The following is a 21,580-nucleotide window of genomic DNA, read 5'->3' on the forward strand; positions in this document are numbered from 1 at the left end:
CTTTATTATATTTACTTACTTTCATTTTAGCGATTAATCCGCTATTATTTTTATACATTGTTGGCAACTGGCTTTTTTATTCAGTTCCATTTAAAAACCTTGTATCGTTCATATTATGTTCGTTTTCATAAGTTCCAGTTTTTTTGAAATAAAAGTATCTTAATCTTTCCGAACACGATTTATAATTGTCATATCCTGTCACAGAGTATTTCAGCATTTTTATTGGTTTAAAGTCGTTTTTATCAAACCTAAATCCTTTTCCAAAATATTCAATTCCGCCATCCGGATAATCTTGATATTCGCTAAATACTTTGTTTATTAATAACCCTGCTAAAATTTCATTTCCGTTTTCCGAGTAAAACAATGTGTCAACAATTGATTCTTTATACTCAAATTTTTCGGGCAAATCAATTGCCCAATCTCTTTCAATTGTGTCGTTATAAATTTTTCCATTAAAATATCTCAAAGCTAATTTTGCTGGTCTTTGTATGGTTTTAACTTTTATTAAACTGTCAACTAATTTTTGAATTTTAATTTTATCAAGCTCATAATTTTTTTGGTCAACTTTTACGTTATAAACAAATTCTTTTGGCGTTGTTGTTTCTGTAATTTTTAGACCATATTCTTTTGTTATATGAGTCATTGACATAACTGCAAGTGGACAACTCAAAACTAGAAGAAACCAAACACTAATTTTTCGGATGTTTTTTTTGAATGAAAGAAAAATGAAAATGATTGTTGCAAGAAATAGAATTATTGAAGTAATAGTTAAAGTGTCTATTATATTTCCTAAAGCTGAACCACCTTGGTCATTTGAAATGTGAAAAATTGAAACTAGTATTCCAATTATTAAAATTCCATATAAAATCTTGATTCCGTGTTTCATTTTTCAGCTTGTTGCCAACGTGTTTGTGTATGGTTAGTTGCGTGGTTTAGCAACTAATTTAGCAAACTTTTACGAACCAGAGAAAATTCCGCAGGAATTTTCGCAAGTATGCAAGAACCAAGCAATTAATTATACACGGTGTTAGCTACAGGCTTTTTTAATGCAAGAATTCTTTTCTAAGTTTTTCGCTGGCTTTTTCTAAAGAATTTATCTGAATAGTTATAAACTTATTTTGCTGAATTAACATGTTTTTAATTCCATGCGACGCTCTTTCCAAGTTTTTGTAAATATTTATAACACTTGATGTTGTAGTCCAAAGATTTCCGGTATTCTCATCAAATTCTATATGTTCTGAATGTGCTTTGTCTAATATTTCTAATGTTGGTATTAATAAATTTTGAAATTGAGCTTCAAAAATTTTATTAGAATTTAGATTTTTTATTTGTTCAGATTTTGTGTTTATTTCAAATAATTTATAAAAAAGAGGATTGTTATTTTCTTTCAGATGAACTAAACTAGTACCAAACAAATCAGCCCAATGATTTAATTTTTTAAAATAATTTTCTTTTTGATTTGATTCAAATATCTGTTTACTTTCAAGGTCTTTATTAATCTGTGTGAATACATCATTAATAATACCACAAGAATCTAGAATTTTTTTGAACTCATTTAATGTTTTTATTTTATCTTTTTGTGAATAAAACTTGAGATAAGAAAGTAAGTAATTTTCTTTATCAATCTTCTCTGCCATAATTTTTAAGTCATATGTTGGATATTTCATCAACGGGACAAAATTAACACCTGAATGTTCAATATCTGAAATTAGTGTTTTAATATTTTCATTTTGACCTTTTGAATTTTCAATTGCGTTGTCTATTAATATTGAAAAATAAGCCAATCTATTTTCTAAATCTTCCTTGTTAGTCTTTTTTTCCTTTTTTTTATCATTTACTAATTGTTTAATCAAAACAAACCAAGCAGCAAGAGCTCCAATTAAGGCTAAAATAAAAGGGAAGACAAAATCTTTTATAATGTTATAAATAAATGAATTTTCGATATTTTCTGAAGCTAATTGTGTAGATTCATTTAATATATATTCGTTCATCGTTTTATTTATGTTTAATTATTGCTATGAGTTCCTCTAGCTTGTAGCTAACGGACTTGTGTATGAAACGTAGCGTGTAAAAAGACACTAACTTTTCGGATAAACACAGAGCCGAATTTTTATATTTTGTTTTTAATTTTCTCTTTTTAAAAGCCAAATTAAAAATTTGGCGGACTTTAAAAAAGCACAAACCTTTTAGTTAAACACTTATTAGCTATGTTTTATACACCGTGTTGTGTAACGTTTTTAACTCACTATTTCTTCTAAAAATGTTGTTCTAGAATATTTAGATTGTTCAATTATAATTTTTTTAGCGTTTAAAAATTCAGGATTCTTAGACTTTTTGAAAAGATGTTTTTTAACCTTTAAATTATTTTCTTCAAAGTGTAAAACAGTATCAAGACCATCTAAATTTTCAGCAACCTTACGACTAAGGTTTTCAATCCTTTTAACTTTAAATTCGCCTCTAAACTTAACTTTTTCATTTAGGTCTTTCTTGTAATTTTTAACAAATCCAAAATAAACTAACGCAATAGCTGAACCAATGAATAATAAAACAATTAATATCATAATTGGACTTTGATACATTGGTTCAGCAACATCGTCTAAATTTCTAATATTTTTTTTCTTATCGAAAAATTTAATAAAATTCCAAAATTCTGGAGGAGCAAATAAAGCACATATACCTAGAATCGGTGCAATAATTGATGTTGTCTTAAATTTGGTAAACCCTTTTTTATATTTTTCTTCAATTATTTTTATTTCACCATTAGTCAATGGTATAATCTTATTTCCCATATTTTATGTTTATGTTACACAACGTGTTTGTGTATGGTTAGTTGCGTGGTTAAGCAACTAAGTTAACAAACATTTACGAACCCGAGAAAATTCCGCAGGAATTTTCGCAAGTAAGAACTTAAAAAGCAATTAATTATACACGGTGTTGTGCGTAGGCTTTTTCATATTCAATTGAATAAAGATTTACCAAAATTTTTAAACACATCAATATATGATTTTTTTCTATTCGTTAAGGCTCGTTCTGGATATAATTCCGCTTCGTTTTTCAATTCTGATGCAATTTGTTTTAATTCCTCATTATTAAATTCACAATCCACATAAAATTCTTCGTCATCTTTGGCATTCGGATTGCGAGATTCTAAATCAAACGTTATTCTTATCCGTTTTTTATCCGCAAATTTTTTAGTTAGTTCAAATTCCAAATTTGGTTCCATAAACACAAGTGAATCAGTATCTGTTTCTATGTCATTCGAAAGTTGCTCAAACCATTCAATAATGTCTTTTAAATCTCTAACCAAAAGCGAAGGGTCAACAGTTTCCCAATTTCCACAATCACTTTTTATTTTTAAATAAACCAACAACCAATTTGAATCATATTCACAATCAGTTATTTCAGGAAACTGATAATTCGTTATCCTAAATTCAACTGTTTGGTTATTTATTCCTTTAAATATCATTTAATTCAGATTGTTTTTTCGTTCGTAAGTAGTTGGAAAGTTTAAATTCTAGCTCGATTTTCGTTGGTCTGACAGCTTACGCACAACGGTTTTGTGTATGATTAGTTGCGTGTTTAAGCAACTAATTTAGCAAATAAATCACAGATAGAATATTCCGCAGGAATGTTCGTAAGTCGGCAGTGACCTAGCAATTAATTATACACGGTGTTACCATACGTTTTTTATTTTTCATTCGGTGGTGGTGGTATCGGCATTTCAATTCGGATGTATGGATAATCACTTAACTTAATTTTCAATGGAAGACTATCGCCGTTTTTCCGATTCAGCTCGTTAAATTCAGTTGTTATTTTTATAAGTTGTTTTTTGATTTCTTCTTTTCCAAATAGACTATCTTGATAATAAAAAATTAAAGCTTTGTCTATATTTTGAGAATAGTCAGATTGTTTTTGGGGATTTAGGATATGATTTCGTAAAACAGTTTTTAAACTATCTAAAGGCTTTTCAATTTGGTCATTTATAATTACTGAATTATTTTCGATTGAGATTACATTTTTTCCTGAATAATCTGCTATAATATTTGATTCTGAACACATTTTAAAAACTAAAAGATTGAAGTCGTTTTTGTCAGAACTAAATTTCAGAACAGGTAGTTTTCCATTGCAAGCAATTCTATCCGCTATTTTAATCAGTTCGCCATAATCTTTGATAGAATCCAAATAAATTTTAGTCAGAGTCGAGTCCTTCTCAAAATTCGTAATTCGTGGATAATAAAATTCCGCATTTTTCTGTTCCACTTTAGTATTGTCAGTTTTACAATTATAAAACAAACTCACTATTATCAATATGATTGCGGTTTTTCTCAAATGTATGGTAACGGTCTCGTATAAGAATAGTTGCCTGGTTAAGTATCTAATTTAGTAAACAAAAACGTGCCAGAGGAAAATCCTCTGGATTTTCCGAGTAAGCAATGACCAAGCAATTATTTTTATACATTGTTAGCAATAGTTATTTTACTTTTTGTTCGAATTTGACAGACATAGTTCCATTGGTTGCTACAATCTCATAAGTTCCATTTTTAAGTGCTAAATTACAATAGTCGGTTTTATATTCAATTTCTATAACATCAATTGGAATTGAAACATTTAAATCTTCTCCTTTATTATAAGCAAATATCATAATAGGAAAATCCAAATTTAAATCAGAAATATTAATAGCCACATTATTATTCCCGTTTTTAAATAACCAATTTGGTCTATTACTAATGTATTTTGTTAATGGATGAAAAACAACAATATCAATCCATCTGTCATTATTTTTATAAGCAAAAGGGTTTGAGTTTTTATCAAGAAGAATGGAGGGATGCTTAAAGTCAAAAGATTGAACAAAAATATTGCTATAGTCAAAAGTACTTTTTTCAGAGTAAAAAACTTGGTCAATCGTTAGCGGATTAATTCCAGTCAATTTATGTAATCTTCCAGCTAATGATAAGCCACCAAAAAAACTAACATTTCCTTCAATAGCGTGGCCTGAACCACAATGAATGAGATTCTTTTCAGATGGTTTTTGTTTAATTATTTTATAGATATTGTTCGCTTGGTCTATTTCTCTTTTAGCCCCTCCTTCATTACCAGTTGTTTCATATGGATAAATTGCGTATCCAATTTCTTTAGCTGTTCTTATCAAATTTCCGAATTGTGGGTTTTTAGTGTAATAACCTGAATTTTGAATAGGATATTTTCTTGAGTTTAGCAAAGAGTCTTTTTTATCACCATTTGTGAGGGCTTCAAGAAACAAGTTTTTGTAACCATTATTAAATAATTCTTTTAGCAAAGATTCTGTGAATACTCTGTGAGATGCGTTATGGTGAGATTCATTTATAATAACAATTTTGTTCTCTTTGGATTGATTAAGTATGTAATCTTTTGCTTTTGCAGCTTCATAAAGATTTTTAATTGAATCAAATTGAAACTGGTTATAACCAATAATTTTTGGAGTAAATTCTAAATCCCAATATTTTAATGCATTTTTATGGTCAGTTTTAAAGGAGTACTCTGTTGCGTAACTTTGAAAGTCAGGTTCTAAAGCGTCTTTTTTAGATTCACTTTCTATTTCGGCTTTAAACTTATATTTATTGTTGAATGCAATATCTTTTTTTTCATTTCTTATAGATTTACAAGAAATAAAAAAAAAGATAATTGTTACGAAATATATTGTTTTGTTCGCCATAATTATTGCTAACGTGTTTGTGTATGGTTAGTTGCGTGGTTAAGCACGTAATTTAATAAATAAAAACCGAATAGAAAATCCGCGAGGATTTTCGTAAGTAGGCAAGAACCAAGCAATTAATTATACACGGTGTTGTAGTGCGTTTATTCTTCTACAGGATTTGGTAAGTCTTCTAGAATTTCTTTACGATTACAATTTCTAAGATAAAAATATAAAGAAGAATCAATAATCTTTAACATTTTTCCGCCTCTGTCATAATCCACAAAAGGGGGATTTATTTTTTTGTTAATTTGGTATTGTGTTATATTATGTAAAAATGCACCTAAATCACTTGACCTCACATCATCTGGTCTATGATGTATTTTTCTAATTTCTTCAAGAAGCGAAGACCTACTTAAGCCACTTTCTATATTGTCTAATTGAAAGGTTAGTAATAGTTGAATGAAATAATAAGGAAAAGCTAAAGAAGCTTTTCCACTTTGTGTACTTGTTTTTCTACTAATATCTACAAAAGATTCAAAATTTCTATTATGCCTAACACCATATTCATTTGATTTTATTTTCAACGCTTTTACGAGATGTTCTTGTTCTAAAATTATTCTAGTTTCTGATTCTTCATGTACGTTAGCAGCAATACAACATTGTTTACAGATTTCCTGAACAACTCCAATACTATCGTAAGAACAATTAATAATTTGTGTTTTTATATTAGAGAAATCAACGTTCAAAAGCACTTCTCCTTTATCAATAACTTTTGAAAAATCGTTTTTTTCCCAAGGTTCGACAGGAACTTCACTAATTCTGTCTAATAAGTCACCATTAAATTGTACTAATCTATTTGCTTCTCTCCATATTCCTAAAATTATAAAGATAATTTGATGGTCTTGAAAAATTCGTAAGTCATATGCGAGACTTTCTTGAGTTTCTAGAGATAAATAGTGGAAATTTTCCAGTACGACATATTTTATCGATTTATTCTTTTGCAGTAATTCAGATACATCTTGCGCTAATTCAAGGTTGTATTCAAAAAAAATCTGTTTTTGAGTTGAAGATTGGCTATCTGTTTCATTTACTTCTGAACCTAGTCCAATTTCACCAATCATTGGAACTTTTACTTTGAATCCACCATTAATCTTACCTCCTTGTTGGTTGCCTGTGTGATTTGTTTCACTTTCTATATACCCGATATTTAATTGCCTTAATATTGATTTATAAATATCAATTGGATTTGTTTGAGGTGAGCATTCAACTTTTATATAATCGGTTTCGTCTAAGTGTTTAAGTATTAGAGTAGTTTTTCCTTGTTTTGATGAACCATAAACGATGACTTCATTTCCACCATTAATGGCATCTTGAAATTTCCTATCAACATTTTCTCTTTCTATATATGTTTTAATTAAAGTACTTTTTACTCCAAAAACATCAGTTACTTTATTTTTCATATGTTTGTTTTAATGCACTACAACGTGTTTGTGTATGATTAGTTGCGTGATTTAGGCACTGAAATTAGCAAATAAAACACAGATAGAAAGTCCGCTAAGACTTTCGTAAATTGGATAAAACCAAGCAATTAATTATACACAGTGTTGCCATTTCGTTGTTTTTTCAGAGTTCAGGTTATTAGATTCAGTTCTGTTTTTCATTTTTTTGAGGATTCGAGTCAGCAATTCATTCTACGTTCTGTCATTCAATTCCGTTTGAGTGAGTAATTCGTAAGAGGTATTTTCAGCGCTCAATTCGGTTTTGATTTTCATTCAGATTATAATTCCGCAAACTTGCTAAAAAATGCACTGTGGCTTTCATTTCTATATTTTGAATTTTCAATCAAATATCATAGGCCATATTAATTCAAATATAACTTTGTATAAAATAATTCCTGCTCCAATTCCTAAAAATAAATTCAGTTCGGTCTTTGGTTTTTCCGTTCAGCTTTCTTTTTCGTAAAATACATACTTATAAATCCAGCAGCTCCTAAAGCTAAAAACAATCTTTGAATCCATATGTTTATTTCAAACCCGAATTTATTAACAGGACTTTGATTTCCGAAAAAAGAATCTATTAAATATCCTATTAATAAAACTCCTACTATTAATTGTAAATATTTCATCATTTTTAATTTTAAATTATGTTCATTTTTGTTTTGTTCGTCAATGAATGGCAACGTGTTTGTATAAGAAAAGTTGCGTGTTTGTGTGCGAGGATTTTCCGAAGGAAAATCAGAAGCTAGCAAACGAGCAACTAACTTTGGTTTAGCTAAAACTAGCAATTTTTTTTATACGGTGTTACCTGTAGTTATTTTTTTCTATACACTATTAAATTATACTTAAATTCAGTTCCATCACTTTCTAAAAGTTCAAATACTTTCAATTCCGTTTGAGTGATTTCCGCAAATTCTATTTCGTTTTTTGTAAATTCTATTAAAGAACCAGATTCTCTTAATTGTTCCAAAAGACCTGGCGCAAGTTTGTCAATCGGAACATTGTATCTCGGTTTGTCATAAGTCATTCTAAACAACTTAAATTCTCGGTCATATTCCCATTTTCCAGATTCACAATTATCGGGATTATCGCAACCAATTAATTCATAAGTTCCGTTTTTTTCAATTCGCATACTAGGTCGCCAAATAACTTCATTAGCAGTAATTGTGTCATTTATAAAATGTGTAATTTCCGATATTGTTTTTCCATTACTATCCGTTAATTTATCAAATTCCCAAGTTCCAATAATCAGTTTCTCAATTTGTTCTGCGCTTTTCTTTGTTTTTGCATCATCTATTAATTCCAAGTAAGTTTTAGATGACTGGCAATAAGTCAAAATTGGAAAGAATATAATTGCAAGCAGGATGTTTTTCATAATTACAGGTAACGTGTTTGTGTATGGTTAGTTGCGTGTTTAAGCAACTAATTTAGTAAACAAAAACGAACGCGAGAAAATTCTGAAGGAATTTTCAAAGTAGGCAATTGCCAAGCAATTAATTATACACGGTGTTACCTGTAGTTTTTTATATTATCTTCTATTGTCTTCGCATAAAAAATCATGAAATTATTAATAGATTGATGTAGATTACTTGCTCTAACATTCAATTCATAAAGTTTTTCAAAATCCAATAATTCGATATTCCCATTAGCATTTTCAATCTTAATATTCTTAAAATCTAATTCTCCACTTTTACTATAATGAAATAAATATCCGTGAACTATTGTATTCCTTATTTTGTTTAGGTCTTTTAGTTTAACGCTCACTCTTTTCCAAATTTCCACTATTTCTGGATTTGAATATTTCTTAATTAAAGAATTTATTTTGTCAATTAATTTTCCAGCTGTAAAAAATGTAGTCAATTCCGTTTTTTGAACTTCATTCAATCCTAAGGCTCCATTTGTAAAATCTCTTAATCTGTTCTCTACTCTCTGAAAAAGCAAAACATATTGTCCTATTTGTTGAGTAAGATTGATGCTTAAACTACCTAAAGGCATTCCAATTTCATCAATTCCAAACTTTTCGATTTTCCCTTCCAATAATACTCCAATTGAATTATTCGGTTTATCGATTAACTTTATCATTCCTTGTCCTTTTTTAGTAAGAACAATTAGTCCAATATTAAAATCAATCCAATCTAATTTCATTCAGCGTATTTTTTAGGAATTACAGGTAACGTTTATGTATAAGAATAGTTGCGGGTTTGTATGCGAGGATTTTCCGAAGGAAAATCAGACGTTACAAACACGCAACGACCTTTGATTAAGCACTAAACCGCAATTATTTTTATACGGTGTTAGCGGTAGTTTTTATTATTCCTAATTCTATATGTTCTCAATAAATTTTCCATTTCTTTTGGGGTTTTATCGAAGTCACCAATTTTTATTTTTTCAGAACCACCTTTGAATTTATAATATAAATACGCTTCATACCTTTTTCCTGTATTAATATAAATTACTTCTTCATTTCTAATTTCTTTCCAATTTTTAAATTCGACATTTACTGTTCGAATTCCTTTATTACAAATAGTAATTTGTGTGTGATTATTCGTTGCTTGTCTAAACTCTTTTATTGCATAATATCCTCCAATTAGACTAAATATTGTTCCTTTTATATAACTGTCAGATGTTATTATTAAATAGACTCCAAGCCCAAGGCAAAGAAGCATTATTCCCATTTCGATTAAGTTTGTTGTTTTTGAATAATGAATTTTCGTTAAAGAAGGAACTGTATAGTCTTCTTTATATTCATCCTCTTTTTCGAATTTCTTTTCGAGTTCTTTGAGTTTTAATTTGTCCTTGTTATCCCTTATTTCTGTTTTTTCAAAAATATTGCCGTCCCTCCATATTAGCTTTTCTTGAATTGCTCTTTTCTTTAATTCGTGAACATTTCTAACATTTTCAAAAGCCCAAATTCTCCATTTGGTTATCATAAAACTCCAAATTAGCCAAGCTAAAACAAAACCAATTAAGAAAGCTATCCCAATTCCCCAACCAGGAATTAAATTCTGTTTTGATAAAAATAAGGCTAAAGCTGGACAACCAATAATTGTAATAAATACAGGTATATTCACAATCAAATGCCCTCTATTTATTGCTTTATCGACTGTTATTTGTTCTCTCATTTGGATTTTGGCTCAAATTACCGCTAACGTCAGACTGTCTAATAACTATTCCTTTTTTCAGTTATATTTTTAAGAAGTTCTCAAGTAATTTACAGGTGATTTTTGTATTTTTTAGTTATGAAATTCATACTTGGAAAAGACCGAAAACAGACCTGCCTTTTTCCTGTTTCTCTTGAAGATTCTATAGAATCTGAGAACAGCGTAAGGTCTATAGATCAATTTGTAGATTCACTTAACCTTGCAGAACTAGGATTCCGTTCAGACTTTACCGAAAACGGTCCTCCGGCCTATAACCCAGCTGTTCTTCTCAAACTTTACATCTACGGATACATGAACCGTATGCGTTCTTCAAGACAATTAGAAAAAGAATGCAGGCGTAACATTGAAGTCATGTGGCTGCTTGAATCGCTAACCCCAGACCACAACACCATCAGTAACTTCAGAAAAGATAATGCAAAAGCTATTAAAAAAGTGTTCTTTGCTACCGTGCAAATTGCACGCAATTTTGGGCTTATCGGAGCTACACTTATAGCAGGAGACAGTACTAAGTTTAGAGCTCAGAATAGTAAGAAAAACAATTTTAATAAAAAGAAAATACAGCGTCACATAGATTATATTGACAATAAATTAGAGCAATATAACAAAGCTCTTGAGCAAAGTGATAGTGAAAATGAGAAAGAAGATATTAAGAAGAATATTGATAAGCATCAAGGTCGTAGAAAAGAATACGAAAAACTAAATGTACAGCTGAATGCCTCTGGAGAACCACAAATTTCTACCTCTGATCCCGATAGCAAGCATTTAATTGTGCGTAACAATATTACTGAAGTTGCTTACTGTGTACAATCTACTGTGGACGCAGATCACAATATTCCGTTCGACTACTTGGTTACCAATAAAAATGACTCCAAAGCTATGGGACAGATGTTACAGAGAGCTAAAACCATTCTAGGGACAAATACATTTACGGCGCTATACGACAAAGGATATCATACAGGAAGTGAATTTAAAACTGCTAATAAACTGGGTATTAAAACCCTTGTTGCTATTCCTGGAATAGGAAGAGCATCGCAAGCTCCAGACCCTAACTATAACTCAGAACATTTTAAATATAATAAAGAACACGACACCTATACCTGCCCGGAAGGAAATATACTTAAAAGTAATGGAAGTATCTATAAAGCTCGTAATTACAACTTCAAACAATATAAAACAACCAAATGTAAAGCTTGCCCCGCAAGAGCATTATGCACCACGTCTAAAGTAAATGGAAAAGTAGTACAGCGCAGTGAATTCCATAAATATATTGAAGCCAACGTAAAGAGCGTATTGCAAAATCCTGATGCTTACAAAAAACGCCAAGCCATTGTAGAGCATCCATACGGAACCATAAAACGCCAGTGGAGTTTTGATCATATTATGACTAAAAAAACGATACAACGTGCTAGTGCAGATGTAGGATTTATGTTTATTGCCTATAACTTAAAAAGAATTTGGAATATCTTTAGAAAAACAAATACACCTCGTGTTCAAGCTCACAGATCTTTAATTAGGCTTTTTACAGCTATTCTAACAAGTTTTGAAGAACCCTACAAACAAAATTCAAAATATAGAATCTTAGCTCACGTCTAATAGAAAAAACTGTATTTTAGTAGAAACATATAAAAACGCAGCAAGTTATTAGACAGACTGACGGTTACGTATAAGAATAGTGCGTAGTTTGAGTGCGAGGATTTTCCGAAGGAAAATCAGAAGCAAGCAAACAAGCACTAACTTTTGATTTAGAAATAAACTTACGCATTATTTTTATACAATGTTGTACACAGTACTTTATTTCCATTTAGCTATTAATTCAGTCACACCGTTTTTAATTCCGCTATAAAATTCTCCACTTTTAAATTCAGGTATGATAGTTTTCTCAATTACTTCTTTGCAGATTTCGTCGGTTAAAATTAGTTCAGTTCCTAGTCCAGTTGCAATTCCGATTTGTCGACAAGGTTTACAGACAACTATTGTCAGTCCGTTATTTTTATTTGCTGCTCCAACTCTCCAATCATTTCCTAAATTAGTTGCGTATTTTTGGATTTCAACATAGGGTTTAATGCTGTCTACGGTTACAACTACAATTTGTCTCTTAGTCTTAACATCATAATCATAAAGAATTTTTGTTAATTCAGTCCGTTGTGATTCCGTGAATATTTGTCCGTAATCGTTTATAATTCCGATTGGTTTTGGAAAAATATCCATTTCCATTTCCAAAGAACATAATACTATAGTTTCTTTTGCTGAATCTTTGCAAGAAAGCAAGTTTAAGGTCAAAAGTAGTATTAATATTTTTGTTACGATTTTCATTTCAGGTATTGTGTACAACGGTTTTGTGTATGGTTAGTTGCGTGGTTAAGCAACTAATTTAGCAAACTTTTACGAACCCGAGAAAATTCCGCAGGAATTTTCGCAAGTAAGCACTTAAAAAGCAATTAATTATACACGGTGTTGTACGCAGGTTTTTATTTTTTCGATTCTCTGTATTTATATTTTCCATCCTTAAAAACTAAAAAGTGAGACATACTCAAAATATCTCTATTCCCTTTAATCTCTGTGATTAAATACCATTTTTCGTTATCAGAAGTCGTTATTGGATTTTCCCAATCAATTTCAATAAATTCAGGTTGTTGTTTTTTAACTTCGGTTACGTTTTGTTCAGCCTCAATATTGTCAGCCCATTCTATTGTATCATTGTAATAGTCTTTGCAACTAAAAACAACTACAAATAGAAATAAAAAAATAAAATTCTTTAGGTTGCTAAATTTCATTCCAACATATTATTTTTAATCAGCGAGTCCATTTCCGCTTGGTACTTTTCTCGCCATTCTTTTCAGTTTCTTTTATTTAGATACTTTTCAATTTCAGCGTTATAAGAGTCAATTCCACGTAATTGAGGTCCAGTTACAGTGCATCCAATATTCGATTCGTGAAATCCGTATTTTTCTTTTAATCCAATACAAGGAACTCCACATGGTAAAGGTTTTCCAACTGTCACGATTCTTGCTGAATTCCGCCAACTGTCAATCTTACCAGTCAAATAATTAAATCGATTAAAAAGTCCAAATTGCCATAATAAAAATCCAACAATTAAGATTCCAATTCCGGTTGTTATTTTCTTTTTGCGTTTCATTGGTCAACTTGCGTACAACGGACTTGTGTATGGAACGTAGCGTGCAAAAAGACACTAACTTTTCGGATTAACACAGAGCCGAATTTTTATATTTTGTTTTTAATTTTTCTTTTTTAAAAGCCAAATTAAAAATTTGGCGGACTTTCTAAATATACACAAACCTTTAAGTTTAGCACTTATTAGCTATGTTTTATACACCTTGTTAGCCACCGTTATTTATTTCTATAACTATTCTTTTCGGTTCAAGTTGTGAATGACTAAAATAGCACTTCCATTTTGAATTTTCCTCAATTCCTTCGATTGTATTTCCTTGTTCAATTACAACTCCATTTTCAAAAATATAATGTCCATAATTAAACAATAAGCCAGCAATTTGTTGTGCATCATAATTTGAAAATCTGAATTCAAAATCAGGAAGTCCTAAAGAATTTAAGCCCAACGTGTCCATTATCATTTCGCTCTCTGTTCCTTGAATATTAAACAACCTAACATTCATAAAAACATTTACATTTTGATAGTTGTTTTGGCTACTTTTTTCTAAAAAATCAATTGGTTTTAAAACCATTTCACTATTTCGAATCCATACAGCATTTGGTTCCATTGCTGAAATTACACTTGCTACAAATTTTTGAAAATACTCTATACGTTCCTTATAGTCTAAATTTCTTGACATCAGGTCAGTTAATAATAATTCGTAAGAACACTTTTTAACAGTTTCCTCTGCTTGAGACCAGCTCCAAGATTGTCCAAAGGAAGCGTTTAGTTCGGAAAAGTCAATTTTATTTTCGTCTGGGATAAATATAGTTGCTTGTGCAGGAATATTTCCTTCTTCAAATTTAACTTGGTAATCCTTAAACAAATAATGTCTTGAATTAGTTGGTTTGTCATTATTTTCGGGAAGTTCAATTTGTTTAAATCGCTTTTTTAATTCCTGTTCGATTTTTTCATCCTTAAATATTGGTTCACTTTCAAAGAATAGTTTTACCATTAACAATTCGGTTGGATTTTCGAATTGTTCTATTTCTTCTTTTTTTTCTTTCTTTTTTCTATTGAAATTGAATAATCTCATTTGTAGTTTGTCTGTTTTCTAATGGTGGCTAACGTGTTTGTGTATGATTAGTTGCGTGTTTTAAGCACTAAAGTTAGTAAATAAAACACAGATAGAAAGTCCGCGAGGACTTTCGTAAGTAGGCTAAAACCAAGCAATTAATTATACACGGTGTTAGCTGCAGTTTTTATAATCCTATGTTCAGTTTTTCCGAAAAGTCTCTTAAAAACTTGTAATTTACTTTTTGTAAAATATTAATTTTATCGAGTATATCATTCACATACTCAATGTCAATTGTTATTCCTCCGTGAGCAATTTGATTTCTTATTGCATTATGTTCATTTACCCAATTTTCGTTACCTAAAATGTGAGGCCATTCAGAACATTCTCCCCAAACCTGAATGAAACAATTCCAAATTCTATTTATAGTCCCACTTCGAGTTCTTTCATTATTTTCACAAAAAGCATCTGAAACGACAGAGATTGAATTCCAAAATGCTAAAAATTTATCTAATGTGTTTTCTGTATTCAAACCTTTTCTATACCAACTAAAAGCTCGTAACATTTTACTATTATCAGTATGTAAATTCAATTCTCTTGCTAATTCAAATGCTCTCTGAATTTCGCTAAATTCAACTATTGTTTTTATATTATAACTGACGTTTCTGTTTTCATAAGTATTAATGTCAAGTTTGCAATTTGTTATAACACAAAGTACGTCCAACATTTTTCCGATAAATAGTCCAGCAACTTTTTCAGCCCTTTCAGAGTCTATTGTTCGGACTGTAGAATTTATTACGTTATTTCTATGAGTAGTTTTTATATTGATGTCGCTGTCAAACACTCTTCCTAAATCCAATTCTTTTGTTGTTTGAAAATTAATATTGTTTTCAAACTTAATTGGTCCGTCTATAAAGAACTGAACTTCGTATATTCTCATTTTTTGTCAAATTGTAGCTAACGGCTTCGGCTATGATTAGTACGGGAATTGATTAGCGATTAATTTCCGATTAAGCACTTAGCCAAAACTTTTTATTTTGTTTTACTTTTTCATTTTTAAAGCCAAATCAAAAGATTTGGCGGACTTCATAAAAATACACTTTCCTTTTGATTAAACACAAAAACCCGTATTAATTATAGCCATTGTTGTGCGTAGGCTTTTCATATCTCTATTAAAACAGATTTTCCACTTGATTTATCTCCCGAAGTCCATTTCCAGTTTTCATAAAGCTTTATTTTTCCATTCTCTGTCAATTCAGGTTCTGAAAAACAAATTCCAGTCATTAACTCTCCTTTTGTATTGATTTGATGATAACTCATTTCTATTTTTCCATTATCGTCAACAAGTCCAATTAAATGTCCTCGAACAATTTGCCCTCCACTATATTCAGATGTTAGGATATTTTCATTTTGTTTATATTCAAAAATAGTTTCTGTAGTGGTTTCTCCATTGTCGGAATTTTCAAAAACTTTAAATCTTTTGTTATTATAATTCATTTTTGATTCCATATGCTTTTTTTGCACTTTCAATTTGTTCCGATTCCGTTGTTTCAGGATACAGAATATATTTTGGAGCGACAATTTTCTTAATCTGTTCTACATTGATTTTAGTTACAGTCGAGAAAGGGAAATTTCCACCAGTCATTTTGGTCAATATTTTTTCCATTTCAGAGAACTCAGAATCTGTTTTTTCAATAATTTTAGCTTTTCCTTTTATTTGAAAGCCTTTTTGTACCAAAATATCTATAAAACTTATGCAAACATTTGTATTCTGTTTTATATTCAGAACAGTTTGAGGTGAAGCTATATTTGCAACAATTATTTTGTCATTTTCATAATAATTGAATATTTCTTTTGGTGAAACATTCGGTATGTTTTCATTTGATACAGTTGCAAGCCAACAAAGAATACTTCTGTCTATAAATTCCTTTATTTCTGTTGTTAATTTCATTTTTTTAGGCTTACGCACAACGGTCTCGGCTATGAGTAGTTGCGTGGGTTATAAATTAACTTTGCAAGTACACACCTAATTGAAAATCCGCGAGGATTTTCAGAAGTAGGCGAGAACAAGCAATTACTTATAGCCATTGTTGTGCGTTCGTTTTTTATTTCGTTATGTTAATTTTAATTCCGTTAAATTCCGTTTTGTCTTTCAATTCGTATGTCGTTTTAGTTTCGTAATAAGGTTTCCACGTTTCTAAAATCAGTTCGTTTTCATCATTCCACTCTACTATTTTATAACCACTTGGAATTAGTCCTTCTTTAAGGTCATTTTTATTTTCTTTATTTTCAATTACAGACCAAAATACTCTGGAATATCCAAAACCACCATTGTCAAATTGATATTCATAGTATGTATATTTTTGATTGGGTGAATTTGATTCCGAGAGAATATTCAAATTCGGTTCATTTAGAGTGTGTTCCGATTTAAAGGCTTCCGCAACGTCATTCAAATCCGAATTGATTTTAATTCCAATTCCGATTATTCCAAGCAGAACAATTGCACTAATTATTAAAATCCACTTTTTCATTAAAATTCAAGATTTTTTACTTTATAGTTTGCCGAATATCTTCCAAATTCCAATTGAGATTAGGAAAGCAATTATAAAATCAATTAATAAATATCCATAATAAGTTTCAGTCGGATTTTCAGGACATTCAAAACACATTCCGCTCCATTTAATATGGAATGTCAAAGGAAAGCCATAAGTGTCATTTCCGTCAAATGGTGTTTCAATTTTCATTGTCACTAATGTTATGACAACGAATATGATAATCGTTAGAATTAATATTTGAATGACGTTTTTCATAAATGACGCACAACGGTCTCGGCTATGAGTAGTTGCGTGGTTTAGTACTTAACCTTGCAAGTACACACCAAACTGAAAATCCGCGAGGATTTTCAGAAGTAGTCGAGAACAAGCAATTACTTATAGCCATTGTTGGGTGTAGTTTTTATTATTCGGTTATTCTCTTTTTCAAATCCATTCGTTCGTGTAAAATTCTCGTGATTTCGATTGGATTCACTTCTGATTTGCGATAGAATATTACGTGTCGATTTGCTTTTAGTCCGAAAAGGTCAGATTTAATTCCGTCATAATTTTTTCCAAGTTCTGGATTGTCAGCAATGTCTTGGCAAATATCCAGAAGCATATTGTAATATCTGTCGGCTTGATTTTCAGACCAATTTTCAACTGTATATTCCCAAATTCCATTTAAGTCAGCTACAGCCTTATTGGTCAATTCGTATTTAGCCATTCTGTCTGCGTTTAGCTTTTAATTCCTCAAGATTTTTTTTAGGGTCGAAATCGTGAGCAATTCCGCTATCTATTCCTTCTTGAATAGCATTTCTTAACGCAATAACTTTACTTTCTTCATTTTCCAATAATCGAAGTCCAGCTCTGATTACTTCACTTACGTTTTTGTAACGTCCAGCAGAAACCTGAGTTTGTACAAACTGGTCAAAATAATTTCCGAGCGATATTGATGTATTTTTCATTTCGTTTTAATTTTATTCAAATATACCAAATTTTGGTAAAATACTCAAATTTGTAGATTTTCGCTCAAATTACACCCAACGTGTTTGTGTATGGAAAGTTGCGTTTTTGTGTGCGAGGATTTTCCGCAGGAAAATCAGACGTAACAAAAATGCAACGACCTTTGGTTAAGCACTAATTTAGCAATTTTTTATACACATTGTTGGGCACTGGCTTTTAATCAAAATATTGTTCAAAATCAGCTAATAATACTTCGTTTTCTCTAATTATCCATCTTTTAAAGGCCGTAAAATTTGATGACTTTTTTAAATGTCTTTTTATATGAGCTAAAAAAATAGCTTTATCATCATCGTCAAATCCATCCTTGTAATAATTGTTTAAATACTCTTGAAAATCAAGAATATCCTCTAAAATTTTATTTCTTAAATTACTAGCTTCTATAGTTTTTAATTTTGTAGTACCATTAAAAACCGCTTTCAATAATTCGACTGTTGAAAGTGTTGATGGATTTTGGTCTAAAGGCTCAATCGTAACTGTTTCTTTTGGAAACGGTTTCATTGTTATTTTTAATCTATTTTCTACATCCTCATTTATATCAGTACAGTCTATAATATCATCATAGTTATCTAGTTTAGTATTATTACAATGACTACAAGACCAAAATAGGTTTTCCCATTGGAACTTTAAATCCTTGTTGCTTTTATGAGGTCTAAAATGTTCTACATTTATTGTAACGGGTTCTTTATATCCACAGATGTAACATTTGTTTTTGAAATCTATTTTTGTTCTTTCTAATACGTCACCGCACTTATAATCACCATTTGCTTTTGCCTTTTCAGTATCTAAACATTCTGGTGCTGGTTGTGATTTTTCAAAATGCACCATAGTTTATTCTTCTTTTTTCTTTTTGGTTAATTCTTTTAGACTTAACTCTTGAAGTTTAACCATCAATTCATTAGAGAGATATTTTGGTGAATGAGCAAAATAGTTCCTTAAATCAATAAGAGTCTTTCTTTGTTGTGGTGTTAAATCGTCCTTTTCAATGAGTTTTTCGAACTCTTTAATTTTATTTTTTACTTCATCAGAATATTTATCAGATTTGAAGTAGCTTTCTATTAAGGCATCATAAGAATAGTTAGAAAGGTCAGTCGTCACTATTTTAGTTTCTAAATCGCATATTGTTGCATTTGAAATAGATGATAAAACAAATGGCGAATGAGTAGTTACAATGAATTGAATTTTAGGAAAAAAATCAGTTAAAAATGGAAGTATCTTTTTTTGCAAATCTACGTGCAAATGTGTTTCTATTTCATCTATAATTACAATTCCCTCCAAATCGTAAGCTTTAACGTTATGAGCTTCCATTCTCAATATTAATTCGGAAACGATACTAATTATTGCAGAATAACCGTCAGATAAATTATTGAAATTAAATGGTTCTATTTCATTAGTAATTATCTCAAAATTATATGATTTTCTGTCAAATTTTAGTTTCAGTTTTTCAAAGTCAAATATATATTTCAGTCGACTTTCAAACCTTTTGAACCAGTCATCAATTTTTTTGACTGTATCTAACTCATCATCATCTCTTGCAAAAGACCTATCTGCTTTAAGATTTACTAAATATTGGATGAAATTAGTATTGACTTTATCTTGAAGTCTGTATTTTTTCTTTAATTCTAGTTTATTAATACCTTTAGGTACATTAAGATTACTTAAACGTTTTGAATCAAAGAATGCAAGTAAAAACTTTCCGGTTTTTGAAAGGTTAAAAATTGACATTGAATCACTGGAAAACTTTAATTCTGTACCTCCAAAATTTGAAATAAATTGTTTGTAATGTGAAATACTATTTTCTATACTTGAGATTTGAGACGTGTTTTTTTCAGTTAAAAGCCTTTGTTCGGCACTTTTTAATGCTTTTACTTGGGAATCATAATGTTGGAAACCTCCATTGTCAATTTGATTCAAGTATTTGTTTATTTCGAGTAACAAACTGGTCTTTCCACTTCCATTTTTCCCTGTTAAAATTAAGTGTTGTCTCTTTTCTCTGGAAAGAGGGATTTTAAAATCCTTTATATTTCTGGACGAATTTATTTTTATTTCAGTAATGAAGTTTTCCATTTTGTTCTTTTTTCAGCTTGTGCCCAACGGTCTAGGCTATGAGTAGTTGCGTGGATTAGCGGTTAACTTTGTAAGTACACACCAAGCTGAAAATCCGCGAGGATTTTCAGAAGTAGGCGAGAACAAGCAATTACTTATAGCCATTGTTGTGTGTAGTTTTTATTTTTTAAAAATTATATTAATTAAATCTTCTAAATATGCTTTTATTTTCTGTGTCTCTGGATAATATTCACTTGGATGTCCGCAATAATTTCTCAAATCTAAATGCTTATCTAATTCTCCTTTTTGATGTTTTGTGATAAGTCCGATTTTATTTGCTATATCTAAAGTAGTTTTATCTTTCAGTCTCTCAAAATCTGAAACTTGTTTTATTGGTTTCTCTCTTTGATTAATTTTTTTTAGAGCTTCGTTTATTTGTTTGTATCCAATTTCTACACATTTGTTTTGTAAATTTCTAATCGCTGATGCCCATACAAATACAACTCCAGCTCTCATTGCTCCAACTTTGAAACAAGCAATACTTTCTCTTAAATAATCTCTTTCGTCCAAATTAGAAATTGAATCAAAAATTTTTTCAATTTCTACGGTATTGAATTTATTAGTGTCAATTATTACTCCCAATTTATCGATTGGTGAATAATTTATTTTGTCGCTTTTCCCACAAAGATTATAATAAAATTGAACTGTGTCCGAATTATGAACTTGCATACTTTTGAGTAGTGCAGGTAAAGATTGACCTTGTTCAACCATATGTTTAATGTAGCAATATCTTAAACTTATTAAAGTAAGTTCTTCTTTTATTTCTGCCTTTATTTTAGCTCTTTCTAATATTTTTCTAATACTAGATACAGAATATTTCGTGTCTTTTTTTTGACCTTCAAATAAATATTTTTTGGGTTTATAATGAACGTAATATTCTCGAAGAAGTTTTAATAGCTTATCAGAGAGATGAGGATATCTTATTCTTCCAGTCTTAGTATTTCTTACTCTAATTTCTTTTTTGTCAGATAGAATGTCTTTTGGTGTAAGTTCTAATAACTCTTCAACTCTCATTCCAGTAGCATACAATAATGTTATCAGAGTTTTGTGTTTTAAGTTTTCAAACGTTTCAAGTAGTTCTTTAATTTGATTTTGAGAAATTACATTAGGAATATGTGAATCTTTTAAAGGCAATCTTAATGAGTGAAAAGGGAAGTTTTTTCCAAGAATTTCATTAAAATATAGCTTAAATGACCAGTAACAATTCTCTATACTTGATGGTGATTGACTTTTCTTAATTCGATACAAGTATGAATCTATTTGGTCAAAATTTATATTTGCAGGTTCAATTTGACTGTAAAATTCAAACAATTCAGTCAGCTTTTGAGAATAGACTTTTTTAGTAGCAGGAATAAATTTCCTTTTTTCAAATTCCTTATTTAATAATTCTTCTGTTGTCATTTCT

25 protein-coding genes are annotated in these 21,580 nt (G+C 30.0%); 1 reads left to right on the top strand and 24 read right to left on the bottom strand.

Features of this window, described 5'->3' with window-relative positions; translation table 11 throughout:
- Nucleotides 1-76 precede the first annotated feature (76 nt).
- The 11 genes from FNB79_RS11920 to FNB79_RS11965 all read right to left on the bottom strand — a co-directional run bounded on the left by FNB79_RS11920 (nt 77) and on the right by FNB79_RS11965 (nt 10,292).
- Nucleotides 77-886, bottom strand: coding sequence for a hypothetical protein (locus tag FNB79_RS11920; RefSeq protein ID WP_143381517.1), 810 nt, complete (start codon nt 884-886; stop codon nt 77-79).
- A 157-nt stretch (nt 887-1,043) separates the two neighbouring features.
- Nucleotides 1,044-1,991 (bottom strand): hypothetical protein, encoded by a 948-nt coding sequence (locus tag FNB79_RS11925; RefSeq protein ID WP_143381518.1) that lies wholly within the window; start codon nt 1,989-1,991, stop codon nt 1,044-1,046.
- Between the two features lie 246 nt (nt 1,992-2,237).
- Nucleotides 2,238-2,789, bottom strand: coding sequence for a hypothetical protein (locus FNB79_RS11930; protein WP_143381519.1), 552 nt, complete (start codon nt 2,787-2,789; stop codon nt 2,238-2,240).
- Nucleotides 2,790-2,956: 167 nt separating this feature from the next.
- Nucleotides 2,957-3,466 carry a WapI family immunity protein gene (locus FNB79_RS11935; protein WP_185967750.1) on the bottom strand — a complete coding sequence of 170 codons (510 nt, stop codon included), beginning with the start codon at nt 3,464-3,466 and terminating at the stop codon, nt 2,957-2,959.
- Between the two features lie 221 nt (nt 3,467-3,687).
- Nucleotides 3,688-4,260, bottom strand: coding sequence for a hypothetical protein (locus FNB79_RS11940; protein ID WP_143381520.1), 573 nt, complete (start codon nt 4,258-4,260; stop codon nt 3,688-3,690).
- Nucleotides 4,261-4,471: 211 nt separating this feature from the next.
- A complete protein-coding gene (locus FNB79_RS11945; RefSeq protein ID WP_143381521.1) occupies nt 4,472-5,692 on the bottom strand; it encodes a hypothetical protein in 1,221 nt (406 codons plus the stop codon).
- Nucleotides 5,693-5,835: 143 nt separating this feature from the next.
- Nucleotides 5,836-7,134 (bottom strand): P-loop NTPase family protein, encoded by a 1,299-nt coding sequence (locus tag FNB79_RS11950; RefSeq protein WP_143381522.1) that lies wholly within the window; start codon nt 7,132-7,134, stop codon nt 5,836-5,838.
- A gap of 458 nt (nt 7,135-7,592) precedes the next feature.
- Nucleotides 7,593-7,958, bottom strand: coding sequence for a hypothetical protein (locus FNB79_RS17250; RefSeq protein ID WP_185967768.1), 366 nt, complete (start codon nt 7,956-7,958; stop codon nt 7,593-7,595).
- 26 nt (nt 7,959-7,984) lie between these two features.
- Nucleotides 7,985-8,506 (bottom strand): hypothetical protein, encoded by a 522-nt coding sequence (locus tag FNB79_RS11955; protein WP_143381523.1) that lies wholly within the window; start codon nt 8,504-8,506, stop codon nt 7,985-7,987.
- 173 nt (nt 8,507-8,679) lie between these two features.
- On the bottom strand, nt 8,680-9,315 hold the full coding sequence (locus FNB79_RS11960) for a hypothetical protein (protein WP_143381524.1): 636 nt from the start codon (nt 9,313-9,315) through the stop codon (nt 8,680-8,682).
- Nucleotides 9,316-9,464: 149 nt separating this feature from the next.
- On the bottom strand, nt 9,465-10,292 hold the full coding sequence (locus tag FNB79_RS11965) for a hypothetical protein (protein ID WP_143381135.1): 828 nt from the start codon (nt 10,290-10,292) through the stop codon (nt 9,465-9,467).
- Nucleotides 10,293-10,409: 117 nt separating this feature from the next.
- Between FNB79_RS11965 and FNB79_RS11970 the strand changes: the two genes are divergently transcribed.
- Nucleotides 10,410-11,924 (top strand): IS1182 family transposase, encoded by a 1,515-nt coding sequence (locus FNB79_RS11970; RefSeq protein ID WP_143381525.1) that lies wholly within the window; start codon nt 10,410-10,412, stop codon nt 11,922-11,924.
- Between the two features lie 198 nt (nt 11,925-12,122).
- On the opposite strand, the gene FNB79_RS11975 is transcribed toward FNB79_RS11970, so the two are convergent.
- The 13 genes from FNB79_RS11975 to FNB79_RS12050 all read right to left on the bottom strand — a co-directional run bounded on the left by FNB79_RS11975 (nt 12,123) and on the right by FNB79_RS12050 (nt 21,576).
- Nucleotides 12,123-12,644, bottom strand: a complete 522-nt coding sequence (locus tag FNB79_RS11975; protein WP_143381526.1) for a TPM domain-containing protein — start codon at nt 12,642-12,644, stop codon at nt 12,123-12,125.
- Nucleotides 12,645-12,799: 155 nt separating this feature from the next.
- Nucleotides 12,800-13,105, bottom strand: coding sequence for a hypothetical protein (locus FNB79_RS11980; RefSeq protein WP_143381527.1), 306 nt, complete (start codon nt 13,103-13,105; stop codon nt 12,800-12,802).
- 62 nt (nt 13,106-13,167) lie between these two features.
- Nucleotides 13,168-13,374, bottom strand: coding sequence for an FEKKY domain-containing protein (locus FNB79_RS11985; protein ID WP_143381528.1), 207 nt, complete (start codon nt 13,372-13,374; stop codon nt 13,168-13,170).
- A 295-nt stretch (nt 13,375-13,669) separates the two neighbouring features.
- Nucleotides 13,670-14,536, bottom strand: a complete 867-nt coding sequence (locus tag FNB79_RS11990) for a DUF4261 domain-containing protein (protein ID WP_143381529.1) — start codon at nt 14,534-14,536, stop codon at nt 13,670-13,672.
- 166 nt (nt 14,537-14,702) lie between these two features.
- Entirely contained in the window at nt 14,703-15,455 is a 753-nt protein-coding gene (locus FNB79_RS11995) for a methylamine utilization protein MauJ (protein ID WP_143381530.1), read from the bottom strand.
- Between the two features lie 221 nt (nt 15,456-15,676).
- Nucleotides 15,677-16,024, bottom strand: coding sequence for a n-acetylglutamate synthase (locus tag FNB79_RS12000; protein ID WP_246073271.1), 348 nt, complete (start codon nt 16,022-16,024; stop codon nt 15,677-15,679).
- A complete protein-coding gene (locus FNB79_RS12005) occupies nt 16,002-16,466 on the bottom strand; it encodes a pyridoxamine 5'-phosphate oxidase family protein (RefSeq protein ID WP_143381531.1) in 465 nt (154 codons plus the stop codon). The genes FNB79_RS12000 and FNB79_RS12005 overlap by 23 nt, the downstream gene beginning before the upstream one ends.
- Nucleotides 16,467-16,620: 154 nt before the next feature.
- Nucleotides 16,621-16,968 carry a hypothetical protein gene (locus FNB79_RS12010; RefSeq protein WP_143381532.1) on the bottom strand — a complete coding sequence of 116 codons (348 nt, stop codon included), beginning with the start codon at nt 16,966-16,968 and terminating at the stop codon, nt 16,621-16,623.
- 505 nt (nt 16,969-17,473) lie between these two features.
- A complete protein-coding gene (locus FNB79_RS12025) occupies nt 17,474-17,773 on the bottom strand; it encodes a type II toxin-antitoxin system RelE/ParE family toxin (protein ID WP_143381535.1) in 300 nt (99 codons plus the stop codon).
- Nucleotides 17,766-18,014, bottom strand: a complete 249-nt coding sequence (locus FNB79_RS12030) for a type II toxin-antitoxin system ParD family antitoxin (RefSeq protein ID WP_143381536.1) — start codon at nt 18,012-18,014, stop codon at nt 17,766-17,768. The genes FNB79_RS12025 and FNB79_RS12030 overlap by 8 nt, the downstream gene beginning before the upstream one ends.
- A gap of 214 nt (nt 18,015-18,228) precedes the next feature.
- Entirely contained in the window at nt 18,229-18,897 is a 669-nt protein-coding gene (locus FNB79_RS12035) for an HNH endonuclease (protein WP_143381537.1), read from the bottom strand.
- 3 nt (nt 18,898-18,900) lie between these two features.
- Entirely contained in the window at nt 18,901-20,136 is a 1,236-nt protein-coding gene (locus FNB79_RS12040) for an AAA family ATPase (RefSeq protein WP_143381538.1), read from the bottom strand.
- A gap of 159 nt (nt 20,137-20,295) precedes the next feature.
- Complete coding sequence (locus tag FNB79_RS12050) at nt 20,296-21,576, bottom strand: tyrosine-type recombinase/integrase (RefSeq protein WP_143381540.1); 1,281 nt, start codon at nt 21,574-21,576, stop codon at nt 20,296-20,298.
- Between the last annotated feature and the right edge of the window lie 4 nt (nt 21,577-21,580).

The sequence above is a fragment of the Formosa sediminum genome, assembly GCF_007197735.1.
GTDB lineage: Bacteria > Bacteroidota > Bacteroidia > Flavobacteriales > Flavobacteriaceae > Formosa > Formosa sediminum.